The following is a 21,607-nucleotide window of genomic DNA, read 5'->3' on the forward strand; positions in this document are numbered from 1 at the left end:
AGATTAGCGCAATGCTTTCGGAATATAAATGCAGCTCGGGTCGCTTTCCAAATAGTCACCTGTCAGAGCATATGCCCGTGAGCGAGAACCTCCGCAAACATGGCGGAATTCGCAGACACCGCATTTTCCTTTCAATATGTCCGGATTTCTTAGATCTTTAAAGATCGCTGACTCGCAATAAATATCGGCCAGCGGCTGCTCACGGACGTTTCCGGCTTGAACCGGCAGGAGTCCGCTCGGATACACATCACCGATATGGGAGATGAACATAAAGCCATTTCCGTCATTCACGCCCTTAGGAGCGCGTCCCAAGCCGCCGATCACATCGATTTTGCCTTTTTCTAAAGCGTGCTCGTAGCGGATCTGCATGTGGGGATCTTTCGCTTCACGCATTTTTTGCTGAATCACGACCCGTCTATAGTGCTGAGCCGCTGTTGTTTTAATATCGAAAGGCGCTTCTTTGGCCAAGCGGCTGAGCCACAAAAATGCTTTTTCGTGTTGGACGGGAGAAATCATGTCTTCCCGTTTGGCGCGCCCGGTCGGAACAAGGAAAAAGACGCTCCACAGCACGCAATCCAATCCTTCAATCAGCTGTGCCATTTCCTCCAAATAATCGATGTTATATGTTGAAATGACGGTGTTGATCTGCAGGGGCAAACCGAACGCATGGATGTGCCGAATGGCGTCCATCGTTAAATCAAAAGATCCGTCTGTCCCCCTAAAATGATCATGGATCTCGCGGTTCGGTCCGTCCAGGCTGAAAGCCCAGCGCGATAAGCCGAGATCTTTGGCGGTTTTGATCGCTTCCTTCGTGACATTCGGTGTCGCGCTCGGTGTCATGGATATCCGGACCCCTTTTTGGACGGCATACTCAATGATGTCGAAAACATCTTCTCTCATTAATGGGTCGCCTCCGGTCAGGACCAAAAGAGGGTTGTTCATGGCATGGATTTGATCGATCAATTCTTTTCCTTCCTGAAGGGAGAGCTCCCGCGGATCCCGCATATTTTGCGCAGATGCCCGGCAATGAAGGCACTTCAGCTCACAAGCTCTTGTCAGTTCCCAGATGACGATAAACGGAGCTTTCTGAAAATCACAATGTATCATGGTTGATCTGTCCTTTCCTAAAGAGCATTCATCTGTAGCGTAGCGGAAATAGAGGAGAAAAAAAGTTAAGTAGATCACATTTCAAAAAAAGAAGAGAAGGGGGGCCGCCCTTCTCAATCGTCGCCTTCTGAAGAGGAGTGGAGATAGCGTAAAAACAGCTGATAGGAACAAAATAAATTTTGCTGAAGCAGAATGAGAAAGTTCACTTGCAGCTGTTTATTGTAGGTCATCATTTTTTTGAATATATGAAAAGGAATTTCAAGAACAGCGGTTTCTGCGGTGGTTTTGACCGAAATAAACGGAGATAAAAACGGCTCTCCCTTTTGGTCGATGGGAAAAACATCGCCCTTTTCCCATTCGGCGATGGTGCGGGCTTCCTCCGGAAGCCTTCTGTCCGAAAATTGAACTTCTCCTTTTAACACAAAATAGACGGCTTGTGCATGAAGGAACGACCGGGAAGGGCGGGATGAGGCGATATCAATCACCTTTCCGTTTTTCAGCAGTTTTTTGACGATGGGGAGGGGCACCCCGAAAAACATCGGAAGATTTTTCAAGAATAATAAATAGTCAAACCGGTCCATAGAACATCCTCCTTCTATATGTTAGCTCAAGTATAGAGTGACAGGCTATAAATGGCAGTGATATAATTCACACTTCTGTATGCAAAATGTCACTTTGTGATAGAGTGAAACTTTTTATAATGGAATAGAAGGGAGGATGTCTGATGAAAGTGTTGATACCGAAGCAGCACGGCGCCTGGGCGATGCTTGCGGTTCCTTTTATTCTCGGTGTGGTTGGCGGCGGAGCGGATGGCCGGCATGTACCGCTGTTTATCGGTTGGCTGTTTTTGTACCTGGCTGCTTTTCCTGTGACGATGATGGTGAAAAAGAAGAAAACTGCTTATTATCAAAAATGGGCGGGGGTCTACAGCATTCCGGCCGTCTCGTTTCTGGTTATTGCCGTATGGATGGAACCGGGACTCGTGCTCTTGGGAGTCTCTCTGTTTCCGCTGTTTCTCATCAATCTTTATTATGCGAAAACAAACAACGACAGGGCGCTGTTGAACGATATCGCGGCGATCGGCGTGTTCAGCGCGGGAGGAGTAGCAAGCTATTGGATCGGTGCCGGGATGCTGGACGGCTGGGCATGGTTCATTTTCATTCAATCGATCCTGTTTTTCACCGGCAGCGCCTTTTACGTCAAATCGATGATCCGCGAAAAGAAAAACAAGCGGTTTAAATGGTATTCTTGGGGCTATCATACGGTCCTGCCGATTTTGTCGTTGGGGTTTGGAGCCGGGTGGGCTGTTGTCGGATTGATTCCGAGCAGCATCAGAGCTTGGCTTTTTTACGGGCGGAAACTGTCGGTGAAGAAAATCGGGATCTTTGAATTGGTGAATGCCTGCGTGTTTTTGACAGTGGTCAGCGTCTTTTTGCTGAGAATATAAAAACAAGGACAATTCGTTGCTCTGTCCTTGTTTATTCTCTGTTTTTAGTCGATGTTACATATTTCGAGAGGGCAGTTTTCACAGTCGATTTCACGCTTTAAATGGTTGAGCTGGTGGATGACGATTTTTCCGGAATCTTCAATTGAAATGACACCGGTTTTTCTAAGATCGCTCAGCATGCGGTTGATGCTTTCTCTAGCGGCCGCACAAAATTTCGCCAGCTCCTGATTTGTCAGCACGATGTTGATGAGAATGCCGTCGCTTCGCGTGATGCCGTAGCTGTTCGCAAGGCGGATCAAGGTGGAGTACAGCGCGCCTTTCTTGCCATTGAGAAGAAGGTCGCGGATTTTGGATTGGATTTTTCGCAAATGAGTGCTCATCCATTTCATGAATTCAAAGGTTAAGGCACCATTTTGAATCAGTTCTTTTTCGAGCTTTTCTTTATTGATGACCAATACTTCTCCATCCAAGAGGACTTTAGCGCTCAGCATATATTTCGCTTCATCAGAAAAAAGCGTCAGCTCCCCGACAATATCATTTTTTTTGCACATTCTCAGTGTCAGTTCTTTTCCGTCAGACGTTAATTTACCGATTTGGACGAGTCCTGACTGAATGAGATACAGTTCTTCAGCATCCATGCCTTCTTGAAAAAGGAATGTATCCTGCCGGATTTTTCTTTTCGTACTGATCGATTCCAATAAATGATACAGATCGGCTGAGAGCAAATCTGTGTCGGATTTTCGAATAGACATGTTCATTGAGTGTCACCCCTTTTGCAGTTCTATTGTAACGTTAACTTGAGCCCGTTCAGCCTTTTAAAAATAACAATCTTGTGAACGTGAATCTAAAGTCCTGAAAAAACCTGAGACCAATAGTCTCAGGTTCTTCATATTCCGGCTTTTATATATTGTTTGTGTTTGTTTTCGATGCCGAATTTCTCATGTCCTGAAAGTACATCCATGCCACAATCACAAAGCTGGCAAGCGCCGCTTCAGACAGCGCCATGAAGCCGATCGCATACTGGCCTGTCGCCTGAAATACGCTCGATAGGATGAGCGGCGGGAAAAAGCCTCCTAAACCGCCCATCGCTGAGACGATGCCATTGACAATTCCCGCCTGGTTTGTCGGAAAGTAGAACGGGACCAATTTAAAGACGACACCATTGCCGATTCCCGCGCATACGGCAACGGTCAAAACACCGAAACCGTAAAGCGTCAGGTCTGGAGAAAAGGCCAGTAAAACACCTGATAATGTGCATCCTGCGAATACATACATTAAGAGTTTCAGCGGATTGAACTTATCCGCAAGCCAGCCGCCGACAGGTCTGAGAAAAGTGGCGACGGCGATGAAGCCGGCGGTTCTAATTCCCGAATCGACGGGATCCAGTCCGAAGTTGTTGACAAGAAAGTTCGGCAGATAGACGGTGAAAGCTACAAAGGAACCGAATGTGATAAAGTAAAACAAGCTTAAAAACCAAAGCTTTTGATTGCGGTAGACGGCCTTCATTTGATCCTTGACAGAAACGGTGATCCGCTTTTCTTTTGGATCTCCAAATAAAAAGTTCAGCAAGGCAAATGCGGCGACTAAAATCAGAAACATCCGGACCGTATTCGACCATCCTATCGCTTTGGCGATCACGGGAGCGGAAAATGTGGTAATCGCCGTTCCGATGTTTCCGGCACCATAGATGCCGTTTACAAAACCGTGTTTTTCTTTAGGATAATACTTCGGCAGCGATGTCACACCGATAGAGAAGACCGCTCCGCTGATCCCAAGGAAAAAACCGCCGATGATTAAATCGGACAAAGAATCTGCAGTGCTGATCCAAAAGATCGGGAATAGAAGCAGCAAAAAACTGATCATAAACGTCATTCTTGCTCCAAATTTGTTTGTGTAGTACCCAAGCGGAACCCGGAGCAGGGATCCAAGGATGACCGGGATCGCGGTAACGAGGGAGATTTGGCTTTCAGTCAGAGCGATATCTTGTTTAATGTGAGGCATGAGGGAAGAAATCAACACCCAAACCATAAATCCTGCCACCAAACTAATTGACTGCAGCGGCAATTGCATTTTTTGACGTTTTACCATTAGGGAATACTCCTTTCAAAGAGAAAAATGAAATATTTCATTGGCATGTTTTTATCTTACAAAATGTCTTTCAAAAACAATGTGAACAACATCACACGTTCAAGATGATAAGATGGTGTTGAATAGGCGGTCAGGCAAAAGAAATGAGAAAATCACAAAAATAGGTCGTTCATTGATGAACATTTTCGTTTATCATGAAAAGAAAAAGGAGTGCTAGGCGTGTTTTTACAGCTGACACAGGAAGAAAAACAGGCGATGATGAATGAGATCAAACGTTTTTACCTTGAAGAGAGGGGAGAAGACGTCGGAGATATTGCGGCGATTCAGACGTTTGAATTTATCAAGGAAAAGCTTGGTCCTTACTTTTACAATCAGGCGTTAAAAGACAGTCGCAAGGTCGTGGAAGAAAAAGCGGCGGCGATAGAAGAGGAGCTTTTTGCACTGGAAAGGCGCCTTTGACAGGGGGCTTAAAGGCAGTCATTTGAAGGGATTGAAGTTTGCGATGGAATTTTTGAAGCAGTTCCTGATTTTCAGCGATTTGAATGACGAAGAGTTCAAACAGATTGAACAGATCGCATCAAAGCGCAAATATCAGCCGAGAATGTTTGTTTTCATGGAAGGGGAAGAGCGGGAGGCCGTTTTTTTCATCAAATCGGGGCTAGTGAAAGCGTATAAGATTGATGAAGACGGCAATGAGCAAGTCATTTCCCTTCTGCAAAGCGGAGAGATGTTCCCGCACGTCGGTTTTTTTGACCGCTCCCCATACCCGGCAACGGCTGAAGCGGTTCAGGAAACCGAATTAATCGTGATCCGGATTGACGATTTTAATCATCTGCTCATGACATATCCGGAGATGACGATAAAGGTTATGAACCTGATGGGCAAAAAAATCCTTGACCTGCAGGAACGCATTCAAGGATTTATTTCCAAAGATGTGCAGCACCGGCTGATGCACGCCTTAGAGAAGTTAGCGGCTGAACACGGGGTGCGAAAAGGAAAAGACGTCTATATCAATTTGCCGATCACCAATCAGGATTTTGCCAATATGGTCGGAACATCAAGGGAAACGATCAACCGCACATTGAATGAAATGAAAAAGAAAAAGCTGCTGTCCGCCGACAGAAGCGGGATTCTGATACATGATTCAGATTGGCTGAAAAGGCTCTAGTTGTATGCCTTTGCCGCACCGCACCATCAGGCTTTCCTTTGATAAGGGGAGCCTGATTTTTTGAATTCACAAATCTGCCATCTTTTAAGTGATCTGGTTCACAACCGGTACTCTCAATATCCAGTATCTTAGGACATGCAAATTGAGAAAGGAGTGAACCATCATGGAAATTCAAAGGGAGACGGTACCCGAGAAGAAGACGGCAAAGAACGGCTTTTTGAAATCTGTTCTCGTGTTTACGCTGATTGTGAGTTTTTCGGTGCTGTTATTAGGGGGCTATTGGATATTCAAGACCCTTGCGCCAAGACCGCTTGAAACATCAGCCCCAAACGGAGAGGTGCTGATGACAAAATCGTCCATCAAAGGCGGGCAGGCCGTTTTTCAAAAATATGCGCTGATGGATTACGGAACGATTTTAGGGCACGGATCATACATGGGGCCTGATTATACAGCAGAAGCGCTGAAAATCTATACGGAAGGGATGCAGAATTTTAAGGCGGAGAAGCGGTACGGAAAGAGCTTTAAACAGCTGTCTGAAGAAAAACAAAACGTGATCCGTGATCAAGTCATTCGCGAAATGAGAAAAAACCGCTATGATTCAGCTTCCGACAAGCTGCAGCTGACAGAGGCGCAAGTCTATGGTTTAGAGCAGGTCCGCGCCCATTACCGTAAAGTGTTCACAGAAGGCGACGGCTGGGGGCTTGAGCCCGGGCTGATCAAGGAAAGCCATATGCCGAGTCATGCTAGAGCATGGATCGACAGTGAGGACCAGATCACACAGGTTTCCGATTTTATCTTTTGGACGGCATGGCTGTCCAGCACGTTAAGGCCCGGCGATGACATAACGTATACGAACAACTGGCCGTATGATGAAGAGGCCGGCAATACGATGTCTTTCGCCGCGGTTTGGTGGAGCGGCGCCAGCGTCACGATTCTCATTTTATTTATCGGCATCATTTTATTCGTGTTTTACCGTTATAAGCTTGGGATGAAGGAAGCTTATCAGGAAGGGGCGTTTCCGGTTTTTGATTTGGAAAAGCAGCCGCTTACGGCGTCACAGGTTAAAACCGGGAAATATTTCGCCGTCGTTTCCGTGCTGTTTTTTGTTCAGGCGATGCTCGGCGCATTACTTGCCCACTATTATATCGAGCCGGACAGCTTCTTTGGCATCGATTGGATCAGAGAGCTTTTACCTTTCAACATATCAAAGGGATTCCACCTGCAGCTGGCGATCTTTTGGATTGCGACATCATGGCTTGGCATGGGCATTTTTGTGGCTCCGCTTGTCGGCGGCCGGGAGCCGAAGCGGCAAGGCTTGTTTGTCGACATTCTGTTTTGGGCGCTGATTGTTCTTGTCGGCGGAAGCATGGCCGGTGAATGGCTCGGAGCAAAAGGCTATCTAGGGAACAATTGGTTCTTATTCGGCCATCAAGGAATGGAGTATATCGAGCTCGGCCGTTTTTGGCAGATCATTCTTGCGCTCGGCATGCTGATCTGGCTGTTTATCGTTTTCAGGGGCATTAAGCGCGGTTTAAAAAGAGAATCTGATAAAGGCGGCTTGATTCATTTGCTGTTTTATTCGGCCATCGCCATTCCGCTGTTTTACGGCGCCGCCTTTATGTTCAACCCGGGCACAAGCATCACCATGTCCGATTTTTGGCGCTGGTGGATCATCCATTTATGGGTGGAAGGGATTTTTGAAGTCTTCGCCGTCGTCGTTATCGGCTTTTTGTTGGTGCAGATGAATTTGGTGACGAAAAAGTCAACCGTAAGAGCGCTCTATTTTCAGCTGATACTTCTGCTCGGCAGCGGTGTGATCGGCATCGGCCATCATTACTATTACAATGGATCATCAGAAGTATGGATCGGTCTCGGGTCTGTCTTCTCATGCCTGGAAGTGATCCCGCTGACCCTGCTTGTTTTGGAAGCGTATGAACAATATAAAATGATGCGGGATGGAGGACATCACTTCCCGTATAAAGCGACATTCTGGTTTTTGATTTCAACCGCGATTTGGAATCTTGTCGGTGCGGGGGTATTGGGCTTTTTGATCAACCTGCCCGCCGTCAGCTATTTTGAGCACGGCCAGTTTTTAACACCGGCCCATGGACACGGAGCGATGATGGGGGTTTACGGCATGTTCGCGATTGCCGTATGGCTGTACACATTGCGCAATATCGTCAAGCCTGAGCGCTGGAATGATAAATGGCTGAAAATCGCCTGCTGGACGCTTAACATTGGCCTGTTCGGCATGGTCTTTATCAGCCTGCTTCCCGTCGGTTTCCTCCAATTGAAAAAAGCATTTAGCGACGGCTATTGGAGCTCACGGGCGTCCGCATTTTTGCAGCAGGATGCCGTGCAGGGGCTATTGACATGGCGGGCTGTTCCCGACACCATCTTTTTAATCGGGATTGTCCTGCTCGTCGTTTTCAGCGTCAAAGCATTGTTTCATCTCCGCAAACCAACACATGGGGAAGGAGAAGAACTGCCGGTTAAAGACATTGCCTCAGAGGATTAAAAAGAAAGGACAGAGGATCATCAAATCCTCTGTCCTTTTTCACGTGTATAGAGAATGAAAAAAAGACAGGATGCCCTGTCTTTTTTCTTATCGTTTGGCTTCGGCCGCTAAACGAGGGAATAAAATGTTATTTTCTAAATGAATGTGCTGAAAAAGGTCTGTTTCCAATTCATCGAGCTTTAAGTAAGTCAGTGTGTATGTGGTGCACGCGCCTTCAGGAAGTGTATAGTCGCTGGTCACTTTCCGCAGTTCCTTTAAAATGTTGCCGCATGATGCATGCTCTTGTTCCAGGGTGTCGATCGCTTCGACGGCCTCGGTTAAATAGGCTTTATCGTTTGTCTCTTCGAAAGCGGTGATTTTCGGGAAAATCTGTTCTTCTTCCTGGATCAAATGGTGCTCCAATTCAGCTTTCAGCTGATGGAACAATTGATGAACCCGGCCGAGCTCAGGATGATGGATCCCATGAACGCGGTATACCTTTGTAACAAATCCCGACAACTCAGGCAGCACGTCGTACAGATAGGCATGATGGGTCTGGACCACGTAGTCAATCAGCCGGGAATAAGGGGCTTCGCTCCAGTTCGTTTCTTGTTCATTGAGAGCTTTTGTCTCTTCGTATAAGGTGTTGATTTTCGTTAAGATCTCTTCTTCATTTAGGTTTTGTTCCTGAATCGCTTCTGCAATCGGGCGGTTTCCTCCGCAGCAAAAATCGATGCGGTATTCCTTCAGAATCCGGCTCGCTCTTGGAAAACGGGTGACAATCTCGCCGGTTTTGGTGTTTTGGTCAAATACTGTGTCCATCGTAAAAAACCTCCTGGAGCTAGATTGATGTTACAGGTTCAATGTAACGTGTTTTCCAGGAGAAAATCGTGATGTATATCACATTTTCAAAAAATCGGGATAGAAGCGGGGAGGATTCGGGAATAGCTATAGATAACTTACGGATTTGGAGGCCCAAGATGGAGGATATATCCTGGCTAACGTATATCATGCTGATCCTTGCCAGCTACCGACTGACCCATTTGATTGTCTTCGATAAAATCACGGAGTTCATCCGGAAACCGTTTATGAAGAAAAAGAAAACGATCGATGAACAGGGGCATGTCGACACAAAAAAGGTGCCGAAATCAAACTTCGGCTATTTGTTGAATTGCTATTGGTGCGCCGGCATTTGGTGCGCCATCATCATCGGAATCGGCTATATGCTGATGCCGAAAGCGAGCATTCCGTTCATTTTGATTTTGTCGGTAGCCGGGGCACAGGCGATTCTTGAAACGTTTGTAGGTGTCGGCACAAAACTGGTCGGTTTTTTATCCGATTTCAAAAAGTAAACTTTCCTTTTCTTTCAGGGCTTAGAAGAGGAGGGTTTATTTTTTGAGACATGCGGCGATGGTTTGATCTTTTTATAGCGCTTTTCTCCCGAATAGTTTTTTTTGAAACCAAACATTTTTATTATTCTGATTCTTATAATTGGGAATTAATAGATAAAGGATGTGTAAAGTCCTGAAGGTTAGCAGTGATGAATGCCGTTTTCTAGCATTACGGCCTCCCAATAAATACGAAAAGAGGAAATAGATAGATTTTTAAGGATTCAAAAACAAGAAATATGGTTGATAGACAATCCATCCAGAGGTTTTTTACAATCAGTTCGTGCTTAAAGTGAGAAGAGAGGTGAGAAACGCTCGCAGAAAAAGCATATTCTAAATCAAATGGAGGAAAAAGAATGTCATCAATCAAACGTTCTGTTTCTGTTTTTGTCACATGCTTCATGATGGCGGCGCTTGTCATCAGCGGTGCATTTGTTCCAGCGGCATCAGCAGCAGCGAAAACGCCTGTTTCTGTCAACGGCCAGCTTAAGCTGAAAGGGACACAACTCGTCAACCAAAATGGAAAAGCGGTGCAGCTGAAAGGCATCAGCTCCCATGGTCTGCAGTGGTACGGCGATTATGTCAACAAAGATACGTTAAAATGGCTGAGAGACGACTGGGGCATCAATGTGTTCCGCGCGGCAATGTACACGGCAGAGGGAGGATATATTGATAATCCGTCTGTTAAAAATAAAGTGAAAGAAGCCGTTGAAGCGGCAAAAGAGCTTGGAATATATGTCATCATCGACTGGCATATTTTAAGCGATGGCAATCCGAACCAAAACAAAGCGAAAGCAAAAGAATTTTTCAAAGAAATGTCTAGTCTTTACGGCAATACACCAAATGTCATTTATGAAATCGCAAACGAGCCGAACGGCGGTGTGAACTGGAACAGCGACATCAAACCTTACGCGGAAGACGTGATTTCGGTCATTCGCAAAAATGATCCCAATAACATCGTCATCGTCGGGACAGGTACTTGGAGCCAGGATGTCAACGATGCGGCAGACAACCAGCTGAAAGACGACAATGTCATGTATGCGCTCCATTTTTACGCAGGTACGCACGGTCAATCGCTGCGGGATAAAGCAAACTATGCGCTGAGCAAAGGAGCGCCGATTTTTGTAACCGAATGGGGAACAAGCGATGCTTCCGGCAATGGCGGGGTATATCTTGACCAGTCACGCGAATGGCTAAAATTCTTGGACAGCAAGAAGATCAGCTGGGTCAACTGGAATCTGTCGGATAAACAGGAGTCGTCAGCCGCTTTAAATCCGGGCGCATCTAAAACCGGAGGCTGGTCAATGTCTGATTTATCCGAATCCGGAAAATTTGTAAGGGAAAACATCCGCAGCACAAGCAATCCAGACAATTCATCTGAAGATACCGATTCTGATTCAGGCTCAAAAGGTTCTGATCAGAAAAATTCAGACCGTGACCAAACAGATCAAGGCAGCAGCACCGAGAAAAATGCAATCGCTGTACAGTACAGAGCGGGGGACGGCAATGTGAACGGAAATCAGATCCGTCCGCAGCTCAATATTAAAAACAACAGCAAAAAAACGGTGTCGCTCAAAAATTTGACCGTCCGCTACTGGTATAAAGCGAACAACAAAGGACAAAATTACGACTGCGACTACGCACAGATCGGCTGCAGCAGCATCAAGCACAAATTCGTGAAATTGAACAAATCTGTAAAAGGAGCAGACACATACCTCGAACTTGGCTTTACAAACGGTACACTGTCTCCAGGAGCAAGCACCGGGGAAATCCAGATTCGCCTCCACAACGATGATTGGAGCAATTATGCGCAAAGCGGCGACTATTCATTCTTAAATTCAAACACGTTTAAAGATACAAAAAAGATCACATTATATGAAAACGGAAAGCTGATTTGGGGCACTGAACCTAAATAACGGCATTCTTGACGGACACCGGTACTTGGTGTCCGTTTTCATGTATATTATAATATAAAGCATGAGGAATTTTTTTGAAAACATGAAAGGGGGTGGATGCATGGATGAAACATTGCAGCATTATATGATGCTTGTGAAGGAAAACCGCGACATCATCAATGGACCAGACTACACAGGCAAAGATCAAGATATTGAAAAACGCAAGGAGCAAATCAAGCTTTATGCCAAAAAACTGCAGCAAGGCTTTTCAACAGATGATGACTATGATGAATTTGCCGATGCCGTCATTAAATGCGCATACGGGGACATCACAATGGAAGAATTAGAAACGGTTTATCATGAACTTACTAGATAAATTTGGATAAGGGAGAGGAGACTCATGACACAAATTGTCTTACGTACAGAACGGCTCATTTTGCGGAAAATGGCCATTGATGATGCCGACAACCTGCTTGAAATCTTTGCAGATCCGAAAGCGATGGAATATTATCCGTCAACAAAAAATGAAAAACAGACATTACAATGGATCGACTGGACGCTGGGAAACTATGAAAATCACGGAGTCGGCCTATGGATCGCAGAACATAAACAAACAGGCGAATTTTTAGGCCAATGCGGAATCGTTCCTCAGGAAGTTGAAGGAGCAAGCGAAATGGAAATCGGCTATTTATTTAAAAGGCCCGTGTGGGGCAACGGCTATGCAACCGAAGCTGCCGCAGCATGCAAATGCTACGGATTTGAGTCACTTAACCTGAAAAAGATCGTTTCTTTGCCTGATGCGAAAAATCTGCCGTCCAGAAAAGTTGCCGAACGAATCGGCATGACGCTTGAAAAGAACATATATAAATGGGGAAAAGAAATTGCTTTTTATACGGTTTATCGCTAAATTTTTCATTCTGTCTCACTAACATAAGTATACTTTGGTATTGAGACAGAATCTCATTAAATTCAATAACTTCCGAGAATATATATTATGTAAACTAAGAAACAGAATCATCGTTTAATTTAGCTGTAACAAAACCCCCTACTCAATACCATAGGGGGCAAACGTTATTCTGGTTGGAGTCCTAAATTTTTATATTTCCAAATGATTTTCCTTACTGATATGGTCGTTGGCTTCAGATAAGTCCTCATAATCAAATTTGAACTTACCGTCGCTTTGGATCATCTCTGTACATCTTCAAGAATTTCTCCATAAATGAATACCTTTGACCATGATTCCGGTAACAGATGCACCTACAACAGTCCGCGCCAAAAAATATCAAATGAGATCTCTAAAGACCGTTCAAATGATTGTTTGTTTTCGTACACCAGTTGAATGTTAAGCCCGTCATAAAGCGTAATAAATCCTATCGCGCACTTCTCCGGCGGACAGTTCACATCCGATTCCTTGAAAACATTCGCTATCCGTTCTTTTAAAGTATGCAAATATAAAAGGTATTGGGCTGAAATAAAATCACTTACTTCAGCAGGTGCTTTAAAGGACATTGCCTGCAAAAAAGCTACATTTGGCAATGCATGAAAACGGACTTGGTTTTCTTTTAAAAAGTCATACATTTGACTCTTTGCGGATGTATGTTTTCGGGAATCGAAGTATTCATTGATAAATGAAATTTCCTCTCCAACAATCTCGGGGTATATTTCCATCAGCAATTCTTTTTTTGATGAAAAATGATAAGCGAGAGATTGTTTTCTGATTCCCAATTCTTTTGCAATATGCGACATTTTGACTCCCTCATAGCCCAATTCATTAAATTGGCGAACCGCTGTACGCTTTATATTCTCTCTGGTCAATATAGCGTCCTCCCCTCCATTTTCAGGCTGTTTTTCTCTTCAAGAAGATATATAAAATATATAATAAAACAAACAGCAGGTACATGAAAATAGCGGCAATATAGATCTCACGATAGGAATAAACCGTTGCAACCAAACCTAATAATAAGGAGCCTCCGCCAATTCCCATATCGAAAAAGTTAAAGAACGTTCCCATTGCATCCTCATGTTCATGCTCTTCCACAAGGTTTATACACCATGTTTGGATGGCGGGAAAAATTGAGCCGAATCCAAAACCGTAGCATATAGCCGCTGTAAAAAACATTGCATTTGTTTGTGCGAAATATAATATTGACAGCCCTGCTATTGAAAATAGCGAGGCGGGAATAAGGATGGCGGCAGCTCCGTATCGGTCAAATGTTCTGCCGGAAATGAGCCGTATAAAAAAACTGGCTCCTGCAATCAAAAAGAAAAACATCCCGACACTATGAAACCCCTTTTCAATTGCATAGAGCGAAAAGAAAGACATAATTCCAGATGCAGCAATACCAACGAATAAAATAAGAATTGACGGAAACAGTACACGTTTTTCCAATACTTTTAACTTTACAGTTCCCTTTCCGCCAGTGCCAGTTGTTTCCGGCTGTCTGCGCACGAAAACAGCCATAAGTACCGCCAGCAAAAGAACGGACATCCCGCCTAAAAAAAGCCTTTGAAAATCATAAAGCTCCAGAGCCGCGATACCGATCATCGGTCCAACGGAAACTGCAATTGTCTCACCTACTCCAAAATATCCAATTCCTTCCCCTCTTCGCTCTTTAGGGATAATTTCGGCTGCGATTGTCGCAAAATAGGTCGTCGCCAATCCAAACCCGGCCCCATGTATTAAGCGAATCAATAATAAAACGCTGACATCAGGCGCCAGGTAATAGGCTCCTGTTGAGAAAGCGCTGATCACAATTCCTAAAATGAGCAAATATTTTTTATTGAACCTTAAAGCCAGTGCCCCTGCAAAAGGACGAACAGCAATTGCAGAGATCATAAAAATACCCGTGACATAGCCGACTTGTTTTGCCCCTCCTCCAATAGCCGTCACAAACAAAGGCAAAGTCGGCAATAACATTTCAAATACCATAAACAAGAAAGCATTTGCAAGCGTCACAAAAACAAATGACAATGACCACATTTTTGCAGTATGTATTTTTTCTACATTCAATTCCATGGCTACCTCTCACTCACTGTTTTTATTTTTCTTCTCACGCATTGACTTTAACTGACCAAGGTCAGTTTGTAAATATAATTTTATAGAATTTAAGCTATTAATAAGCAGAATTTAAAAAATAAAACTTGATTAAACTGACTGTTGACAGATAGAAGTTGAGTCACAAAGGGTATCTTCCAATAAATAAAAAAGCTACTCTCAAAGAGTAGCTTTTGTTGGCGAGCTCTTCCTGCTCCGACTTCGTATCGACCAGCCGGGTGGCTGCGGCTCTTCTATTATAGTGCTCTGGTATAGTGCTCTGGGTGAGCTCTTTTTGTAGCTTTGAAATAAAGTTTGAGCAAAAATCCCTCATAGGTCCTTGTTTTACGATAAATAAGAAGAATCCATTTTGAAAAAAGATTGATCAAAAAGGATTCTTCTTTAGCAGATTTAAGTTTGGTTTTTATAAAAAAGTTTGATCATTTTCTACCCATGTTGCTCAACACTCGCGCCTTATAATTGAATAACTGTAAAGCTAATGAAGCTTTATTTTAAAAGCTGCGTTTCGCTGCCCAAGCTCCTTGCATTTTACTAAGGAATACAATTTGCCCAATATGATATGCGTCGTGCATTGCTAAACTCTTCAGTTCAAGCACTAATGAATTATCTTCTCCTGGGATCTGTCTATACAAATCTTCATGTTCTGATTTTGCTAGTATTTTTCCAAGTTCACGATGAACATAAAAGTATTCTTGTTTTGTTTCCTTCCAATTTTCTAACGTCTCAGTTGGTAATCGAAATGTAGATTCATTATTTTCTGCCTGTGGTTCATTCGCTGTTTCACCAAGAAACCGCATCAGAAATCTCTTTTCATAGAAAAGTAAATGACAAACTAATTCCCAAATGGAATTCATTGCCCCATCAGCTGGTTTCCAAATTGCCTGTTCAAAAGTGATATCCTCTAGCACTTTTTCAAGTGGTGGAAACCAGTCTTCTTCATCTAAGCAGCTTGCCCATTGCTGTGACAAAAGTGTCTTTACATCCATTTTCTATTCCCTCCAAATTTAGTCCCTTCAGTAGATAATCCCTTTGGTCAAAACTTCATTTGCGGCGTGTTGTTCTGGCATAACTTACAATTTCAAGATGAACCATCTAATTACCTCCCTTACTCCACCAAAAATATAATTTGAAAAAAGATTATTCGGTGTATGATCTCTGCGGGCTTGTTGTTTCTTATATGCTACACGCATACCTTGGCTGACTTACTTTAGCCGACCAGCCAACCGCTATATTAAAGTAAAAATGACCGTGAATCTCAAATTTTAGGTAATACGGCGTTACCGATCATCATGTACATAAAATTCTGTCAATCGCACATCATGGATATATAATTCTGTCATTTTTAGTGACAGAGTTGTTTATCCAAAAATTAAAAAACTCCATAAATATGGAAACGAATTAGATGGTTCTTAACACTAATAACGACAAAGAAAGTTTTCGACGATTTCAAATCTAGACTTTCGGGGAGAAATATTGTTTGAAAATGTCTGAGCTTTTTTTCAAGCAGGATTCCTGCGAGTAAAGTGAATTTTTTACTCTCGTTTTCCTTAGCTGCAATAGACAGCCATTACAATATTTCGATATACCCTTCTGTTCCATGAACGCGAATTCGTTGCCCATCCTTTATCAGCTGGGTGGCATTCTCTACTCCGACTACTGCCGGTAACCCATATTCGCGGGCGATAACGGCTCCATGGGTCATCAATCCACCGACTTCGGTGATCAGGCCTTTTATGGATACAAACAATGGTGTCCAGCTAGGATCGGTAAAAGAGGTGACTAATATATCTCCAGCTTCCAGATCAGCATCTTCCATGTTTAAAATGACACGGGCTCGCCCCTCTATCACTCCGGAGGAAACAGGCAGACCTGCAATCGCTCCGGACGGGAGATGTTCTCGTTTGTACTCGCCTGTAATGATTTCGCCATCAGACGTGATTACACGCGGCGGAGTTAGTTTTTCATATAATTTGTACTCGTCTTTTCGTTTGCTGATGAGCTGGTCATCTAATTTTTTTGTGCGTACGACTTCGTGAAGTTCTTCAAAAGTGAGATAGTATATATCTTCTTTTTCATGAATAGCGCCTACTTCTACAAGTTGTTCGGCTTCTTTCAGCAAAGCCTGCTTATAAACGAAGTAGCGATTCACCATGCCGTATTTTGGATATTCCCGATACCCGCTGAAATTCCGGATGAGGTCGATCATTCGTTTTGTTTCTTTGGCTTTTTGTTCACCATCCGGCAATTGCTTCAACCGATCTAATAATTCTTGTTCTTTCTTCAAAGCTTCCTGCCGTCCTTGCTCAAATTTCCGATGGCTGGCATTAGGCTCAAAGTTTTTGACATGATTAAGAATCATAGGGACAAGTGTAGTTGGTTTTTCGCTCCATCGAGTTCTAGTGATATCAATTTCTCCGGCACATCGCATTCCGTATTTGTTGAGATAAGCGGAGATAGCGTCTTGGATTTCCTGTCCACCTTCAAACTGAACCAGCTCATCCAAAAAGTGATCATCTTTTACATGCTGTAAATAAGCAATTACTTCTGGATAAGGACGTATCACATCTGCGACGTCCAGCAGCGCAAGACCCATTTCTGAAGTAATATTATGGGGTACAGATTGAGAAAGCGTATCTGCTGCGTTTTTTTCACCTAACCACTCGTTCATTTTTTCGTTAATCCATGATGAAGCATTCATAGCAGCTTGAATCACAACCGAACTTTTTGGGTGAAATAAAATCTTCTTTAATTCCTGGATATCTTCCAGAATAAAACTAAATAAATCCGACCCTGATTTCGTTTGGATGTTTTGTTTTAACTCTTCTATCGATGTTTGACTGCTCTTCATCAAATCAGAAACGATTGTCGGATCGTTTTCAGCTGGAGCCGGCATATCTGCATTGCTTCTGCTGGGATTCGGTGTTGTGTTATCATTTGGTATCGACTTAATGAAATCTCGTCGCTCAATTATGGTCGTAAGTGCGTCTTTTAAGAGCGGATCGTGTTGTCCCATGCTATTTAATAAAAATTGTCTGCTGTCAGGTGATGCCAGATGATGTGTAACATCAACAAATAACCTTCCACCAGCTTTACGCATGGGTGCAGAAGTCGTCAGCAGAAAAAAAGACAATCCCAGTGGTTTTATGGGATCCGTCATCATTTGTTGATGACCGACAGAGATATAGACGTGATTGTCTTGATCGCTCGCTTCAGGGATGGGATATAAAGTCGTTATTGGCCGACTCTGGACAATATAAAATGTATCGTGGACCAAACACCATTCGATATCTTGCGGCTGGCCGAAATGAGCTTCGATCTGTCTTCCGATGCGTGCCAGTTGTAAAATTTGTTCATCAGTCAGTATTTGCGTCTTTTGTTGATCAGGAGCGATCTGCCGTGTTTCTGTTCCGCCTTCTTTTCGTCCATAGATCGCCAATTTTTTGGTTGCTATCCGCTTACCCGTGATTTCTCCTTCCTGTACTTTATAACCATCGGAAGATACCAAGCCGGAGACCAGCGCTTCTCCGAGTCCAAAACAGGCATCAATCGACAGCAGCTTACGGTTGGAAGTTATCGGGTCAGCGGTAAATAAGACTCCTGATGCCTGTGGGAAAACCATCCTTTGAACGATAACAGATAAATAAACTTGACTGTGGTCAAATCCATTTTGCATACGATAGATGATTGCGCGATCTGTAAATAGGGAAGCCCAACATTTGCTGATATGCTGCAAGATGGCTTCTTTTCCGATGATATTTAAATAGGTGTCTTGTTGACCGGCAAAAGAGGCATGTGGTAAATCTTCAGCCGTTGCACTGGAACGCACGGCATAAGCATGTTCATCGCCAAATTGGGAGAGATAGTGGGCAACTGCTTTCACCACATCGGCTGGGATTTCTGTTTCCATAATGAGTCGTCGAATCTTCCTGCTGATTTCACCAATTTGATCTCGATCTTCCGCTTTGAGCATTGTTAATTGATCCACCAACGCTTGGAACGTTTCGTTTTGTTCGACCGCTTTTTGATATCCCGCTGTTGTGACACAAAATCCTTCTGGTACTTGTAGTCCTTGAATTTTTGATAATTCCCCTAAATTTAACCCTTTTGCCCCAACGAGTAAAAGCTGTGTTTTTTCCATTTCGTGAAAACCGAGAACCAAAGAACTCATTCTGCATCTCTCCTTCTAAAAAAAATTTGACATGAGCTTTGCGACGTGATACAATTAAAATATAAAATGGGATATCTATAACATATAATCAGAAACGCACATCATCTGATTATATCATCACGTATGTTTTTATGCAATCTAAAAAGAACCTGGATAGTTTGACCAGGTTCTTTCTTCATTTCCCGCTACCATTGTTCGAGCGGCTCCGTTACTGCATCATCATCTAATTGTCACACTGATTTTCCCCATATTCCAAGCACCCTTCCTTTCGCTGCAGCTAACGTCAGGACAGACGGCAAGGTCACGAGGAAGCATGTCAAAGGCACCCACTTTGATATGCCTGTTATGTAATGAAGGATTGTTGCTAAGAGAGTTAAGCAAATCAAGACAATAGTGACATGTCGAACAGAAGTTTCGCTTCTCTTATACTTTTCAATCAGGGTTGATCGATCTGTATATATCGGAGCAGTCCCGGGCTCTGCAGCGAAGATATGCATTCCATGAGAAGAGCATACATGTGTCCACCCTCCGGCTTCAAACGTTTCTGTATATTCCTCAAAGCTGTCATCATCAATATCCTGATAGTCAATGCTGTATGTTACATTTTGCGGCTTGGCTTTTTTAAGTTTATAGCCCATAAATGCAAATGAGTCGAGCAGCCAGCCTTTGCTGGCCATATATTTGAGTTTCTTCATATCTTTTTCCTCTGAAAAAGCCAAGCCTTCGGACATAATATATTTTTTTTGTATCATGTTAATCCCCTTTCAATTGTTGAAAAGCGAGCTCCCCGTGTTCAGCCATCACTCTTCTGCGTTGAATTTCTTTCTTTAGCAGTTCTCGGCCGTGCAAGGTTGTTCGATACACTTTGCGGCGCGGGTTTTCATTGTTTACAAGTTCAATCATCTCTTCTTGAAGTAATTTCTTCAACAGGGTGTATAGTGTAGCCGGACCGATGATAAAGGAATGGTCGGTCATCTCCTCTATTTCCTGCATAATGGAATATCCGTGTTTTGGTTCCAGTAATGTTAAAACGATGTAATACGCTGGATCGGTGAACTGATCCATTTCTTGCGGACGCTGCTTAGGCAAGTGGTCACCCCATTTATTATATCAATTATTGATATATCATTTATAGATATAATAAAATTTCCCTTCCGATTTGTCAATACATCATGACTAAAAAACAAACACCAGGCAGCTGCCGGTGAATTCAATGTTATCCATAAATAAAAAAGCCCCCATAAAGGGGGATTCAGCAATTCAATTATTGCGCTTTACTTCATGACTGACCAAGCAGGTGAATCTGGATCCAATGTAAAGTCATAAGACTTCTCATCACGATACATCGGATCGGCATAAATCGATTCTTGATCTTGATTTGTTGCCTTTTGATATGATGAAAACGAGTCGTATTCATTCTTTTTCCAAATCCATAAGCCATCTTTACCGGCTTCCTTATGGTACACGTTATGGTTCACTATATTTTCGTCATTCTTCGTAAAATCGTTTGCAATAAATATTCGCGAATGACTTGCTGTCATGATGTTTTTTTCGATGTTGTTATTTTTTGCATCATATTGCAGCAAAAGCTGTCCGCCATAGAGACCCTTTGTATCATTACGGTACATAATATTGTGCGCAATGACGGAGTTGCTGGTGCCTCCCCGCTTGTTGTCGTATCCGCCGATTGAAATACCGGTATACGCGTTCTCATACACTGTGTTGTCGGTTATTTGAACATCGTCAGCATATTTCCCTCTATGTTCAGACGTTGCTTCAATGCCGATATCGTTTTCGTAGACGATGTTTTTCTTAATGTCAATCCTTTGTCCTCCATCGACATAGATTCCGCCCGCTGAGTAATCATCTCCATATGCGGGATTTCCGTAAGTCGAGTTATGATAAACTGTATTGTTTTCTACGACACCGTTGCGCACAAAATCGTTTTGATCGGCCGTTCCTTCATAACCGATCAGATCAATTCCGATGTTGTTATTGTCACGGACGACATTGCCGCTGATCGTGAAACCGTCAATGTTTCCGTTCAGCACGACCGCTTCACTCGCTCCGAGTGTCAGCTTTTCAACCGTATTGTCTTCGATCTTAATGTCTTTCATGCTGCCCGAGCCATAGACGGCAATTCCGTGGGCATTTCCGTCATCTGCTGTTGTCTTTATATCCCGAATATGATTGTTCTTCATGGTTATATGACTGCTGGAGCCTGATACATAAATTCCCATGGCGGTTGCTTCTTCAGATGATACAGACAGATCCTGAATCGTGAACCCGCTGATTGTAATGTTATGTTTATCATGAATATGAACGAGCGGTGTTTCATATTCTGCGTCTGTAACTGCTTCTCCGCTGATCACGACTTTTTCATTCTCATAGTTTCGGAATGTGACGGGGTTTTCGTCCGTCCCGCTGTGCTTCACATCAAGTGTTTCATGATATGTGCCTTCCCGAATCATGACGGTTGTGCCGGGGACAGCCTCTTTTGCGGCATGTGCCAATGTACGAAACGGCTTTTCTTTCGTGCCTTCATTTTGATCATTTCCATCTGGAGAAACATATAAGCAGTTTGCCGGTTCCGCTTCTTTCGCTCCTGTCTTATCGTAAGCTAAAGCGATGATAGCTGATAAAATACCTGCTGATAAAATAAAATACCATATTCTCATTTTCAGCACTCTTTTCTCTTTAATAATATGGATGACTATCACAATTATAGAATATCCATTTATGGAAAACCATCGCAAAAATATGAAAGGATCCCTCGGACTTCAGCGATGAGTGC

At 43.4% G+C, this 21,607-nt stretch carries 20 protein-coding genes; 8 read left to right on the top strand and 12 right to left on the bottom strand.

The genetic code is table 11. The features are described 5' to 3' along the window. Nucleotides 1-3: 3 nt before the first annotated feature. Entirely contained in the window at nt 4-1,107 is a 1,104-nt protein-coding gene (locus tag ACINLD_RS05465; RefSeq protein WP_077736705.1) for a TIGR04053 family radical SAM/SPASM domain-containing protein, read from the bottom strand. Nucleotides 1,108-1,220: 113 nt separating this feature from the next. Then, nucleotides 1,221-1,688, bottom strand: a complete 468-nt coding sequence (locus ACINLD_RS05470; RefSeq protein ID WP_026587269.1) for a transcriptional regulator — start codon at nt 1,686-1,688, stop codon at nt 1,221-1,223. Between the two features lie 143 nt (nt 1,689-1,831). Here ACINLD_RS05470 and ACINLD_RS05475 point away from each other — a divergent pair, with 143 nt between their 5' ends. Next, complete coding sequence (locus ACINLD_RS05475; RefSeq protein WP_077736704.1) at nt 1,832-2,554, top strand: YwiC-like family protein; 723 nt, start codon at nt 1,832-1,834, stop codon at nt 2,552-2,554. Between the two features lie 44 nt (nt 2,555-2,598). Here ACINLD_RS05475 and ACINLD_RS05480 read toward each other — a convergent pair whose 3' ends face one another. Together ACINLD_RS05480 and ACINLD_RS05485 are read right to left on the bottom strand one after the other, a co-directional pair. Then, a complete protein-coding gene (locus tag ACINLD_RS05480; protein WP_077736703.1) occupies nt 2,599-3,312 on the bottom strand; it encodes a Crp/Fnr family transcriptional regulator in 714 nt (237 codons plus the stop codon). A 142-nt stretch (nt 3,313-3,454) separates the two neighbouring features. Then, complete coding sequence (locus ACINLD_RS05485; RefSeq protein WP_026587272.1) at nt 3,455-4,642, bottom strand: nitrate/nitrite transporter; 1,188 nt, start codon at nt 4,640-4,642, stop codon at nt 3,455-3,457. 219 nt (nt 4,643-4,861) lie between these two features. On the opposite strand from ACINLD_RS05485, the gene ACINLD_RS05490 reads away from it, so the two are divergent. The 3 genes from ACINLD_RS05490 (at nt 4,862) to ACINLD_RS05500 (ending at nt 8,328) form a co-directional block, all read left to right on the top strand. Continuing rightward, a complete protein-coding gene (locus tag ACINLD_RS05490) occupies nt 4,862-5,101 on the top strand; it encodes a DUF2164 domain-containing protein (protein ID WP_026587273.1) in 240 nt (79 codons plus the stop codon). Beyond that, on the top strand, nt 5,079-5,810 hold the full coding sequence (locus ACINLD_RS05495; RefSeq protein ID WP_236251128.1) for a Crp/Fnr family transcriptional regulator: 732 nt from the start codon (nt 5,079-5,081) through the stop codon (nt 5,808-5,810). Before ACINLD_RS05490 ends, ACINLD_RS05495 begins: the two co-directional genes overlap by 23 nt. A gap of 163 nt (nt 5,811-5,973) precedes the next feature. Next, on the top strand, nt 5,974-8,328 hold the full coding sequence (locus ACINLD_RS05500) for a nitric-oxide reductase large subunit (RefSeq protein WP_026587275.1): 2,355 nt from the start codon (nt 5,974-5,976) through the stop codon (nt 8,326-8,328). A gap of 87 nt (nt 8,329-8,415) precedes the next feature. Here the strand turns inward: ACINLD_RS05500 and ric are convergent, their stop codons facing one another. Then, nucleotides 8,416-9,129, bottom strand: a complete 714-nt coding sequence (gene ric, locus ACINLD_RS05505) for an iron-sulfur cluster repair di-iron protein (protein ID WP_026587276.1) — start codon at nt 9,127-9,129, stop codon at nt 8,416-8,418. Between the two features lie 158 nt (nt 9,130-9,287). On the opposite strand from ric, the gene ACINLD_RS05510 reads away from it, so the two are divergent. From ACINLD_RS05510 to ACINLD_RS05525, 4 genes are all read left to right on the top strand, one after another. Then, on the top strand, nt 9,288-9,659 hold the full coding sequence (locus ACINLD_RS05510) for a DUF1360 domain-containing protein (RefSeq protein ID WP_026587277.1): 372 nt from the start codon (nt 9,288-9,290) through the stop codon (nt 9,657-9,659). A gap of 401 nt (nt 9,660-10,060) precedes the next feature. Further along, a complete protein-coding gene (locus ACINLD_RS05515) occupies nt 10,061-11,611 on the top strand; it encodes a cellulase family glycosylhydrolase (protein WP_026587278.1) in 1,551 nt (516 codons plus the stop codon). 100 nt (nt 11,612-11,711) lie between these two features. Further along, on the top strand, nt 11,712-11,966 hold the full coding sequence (locus ACINLD_RS05520) for a YnfE family protein (RefSeq protein ID WP_077736702.1): 255 nt from the start codon (nt 11,712-11,714) through the stop codon (nt 11,964-11,966). 24 nt (nt 11,967-11,990) lie between these two features. After that, nucleotides 11,991-12,497, top strand: a complete 507-nt coding sequence (locus ACINLD_RS05525) for a GNAT family N-acetyltransferase (RefSeq protein WP_026587280.1) — start codon at nt 11,991-11,993, stop codon at nt 12,495-12,497. A gap of 350 nt (nt 12,498-12,847) precedes the next feature. On the opposite strand, the gene ACINLD_RS05530 is transcribed toward ACINLD_RS05525, so the two are convergent. The 7 genes from ACINLD_RS05530 to ACINLD_RS05560 all read right to left on the bottom strand — a co-directional run bounded on the left by ACINLD_RS05530 (nt 12,848) and on the right by ACINLD_RS05560 (nt 21,491). Further along, on the bottom strand, nt 12,848-13,405 hold the full coding sequence (locus ACINLD_RS05530; protein ID WP_026587281.1) for a TetR/AcrR family transcriptional regulator: 558 nt from the start codon (nt 13,403-13,405) through the stop codon (nt 12,848-12,850). Between the two features lie 22 nt (nt 13,406-13,427). After that, entirely contained in the window at nt 13,428-14,606 is a 1,179-nt protein-coding gene (locus ACINLD_RS05535; RefSeq protein ID WP_026587282.1) for an MFS transporter, read from the bottom strand. 530 nt (nt 14,607-15,136) lie between these two features. Continuing rightward, nucleotides 15,137-15,631, bottom strand: coding sequence for a DinB family protein (locus tag ACINLD_RS05540; protein WP_077736700.1), 495 nt, complete (start codon nt 15,629-15,631; stop codon nt 15,137-15,139). A gap of 581 nt (nt 15,632-16,212) precedes the next feature. Continuing rightward, on the bottom strand, nt 16,213-18,813 hold the full coding sequence (ppsA, locus tag ACINLD_RS05545; RefSeq protein ID WP_410206943.1) for a phosphoenolpyruvate synthase: 2,601 nt from the start codon (nt 18,811-18,813) through the stop codon (nt 16,213-16,215). Nucleotides 18,814-19,043: 230 nt separating this feature from the next. After that, nucleotides 19,044-19,565, bottom strand: a complete 522-nt coding sequence (locus ACINLD_RS05550) for a DUF2812 domain-containing protein (protein WP_026587285.1) — start codon at nt 19,563-19,565, stop codon at nt 19,044-19,046. A gap of 1 nt (nt 19,566) precedes the next feature. Continuing rightward, complete coding sequence (locus ACINLD_RS05555; RefSeq protein ID WP_026587286.1) at nt 19,567-19,902, bottom strand: PadR family transcriptional regulator; 336 nt, start codon at nt 19,900-19,902, stop codon at nt 19,567-19,569. Nucleotides 19,903-20,087: 185 nt separating this feature from the next. Beyond that, nucleotides 20,088-21,491, bottom strand: coding sequence for a nitrous oxide reductase family maturation protein NosD (locus tag ACINLD_RS05560; protein ID WP_077736698.1), 1,404 nt, complete (start codon nt 21,489-21,491; stop codon nt 20,088-20,090). Nucleotides 21,492-21,607 lie beyond the last annotated feature (116 nt).

The organism is Bacillus sp. z60-11 (assembly GCF_046464135.1).
Taxonomy (GTDB): Bacteria; Bacillota; Bacilli; order Bacillales; family Bacillaceae; genus Bacillus; species Bacillus sonorensis_A.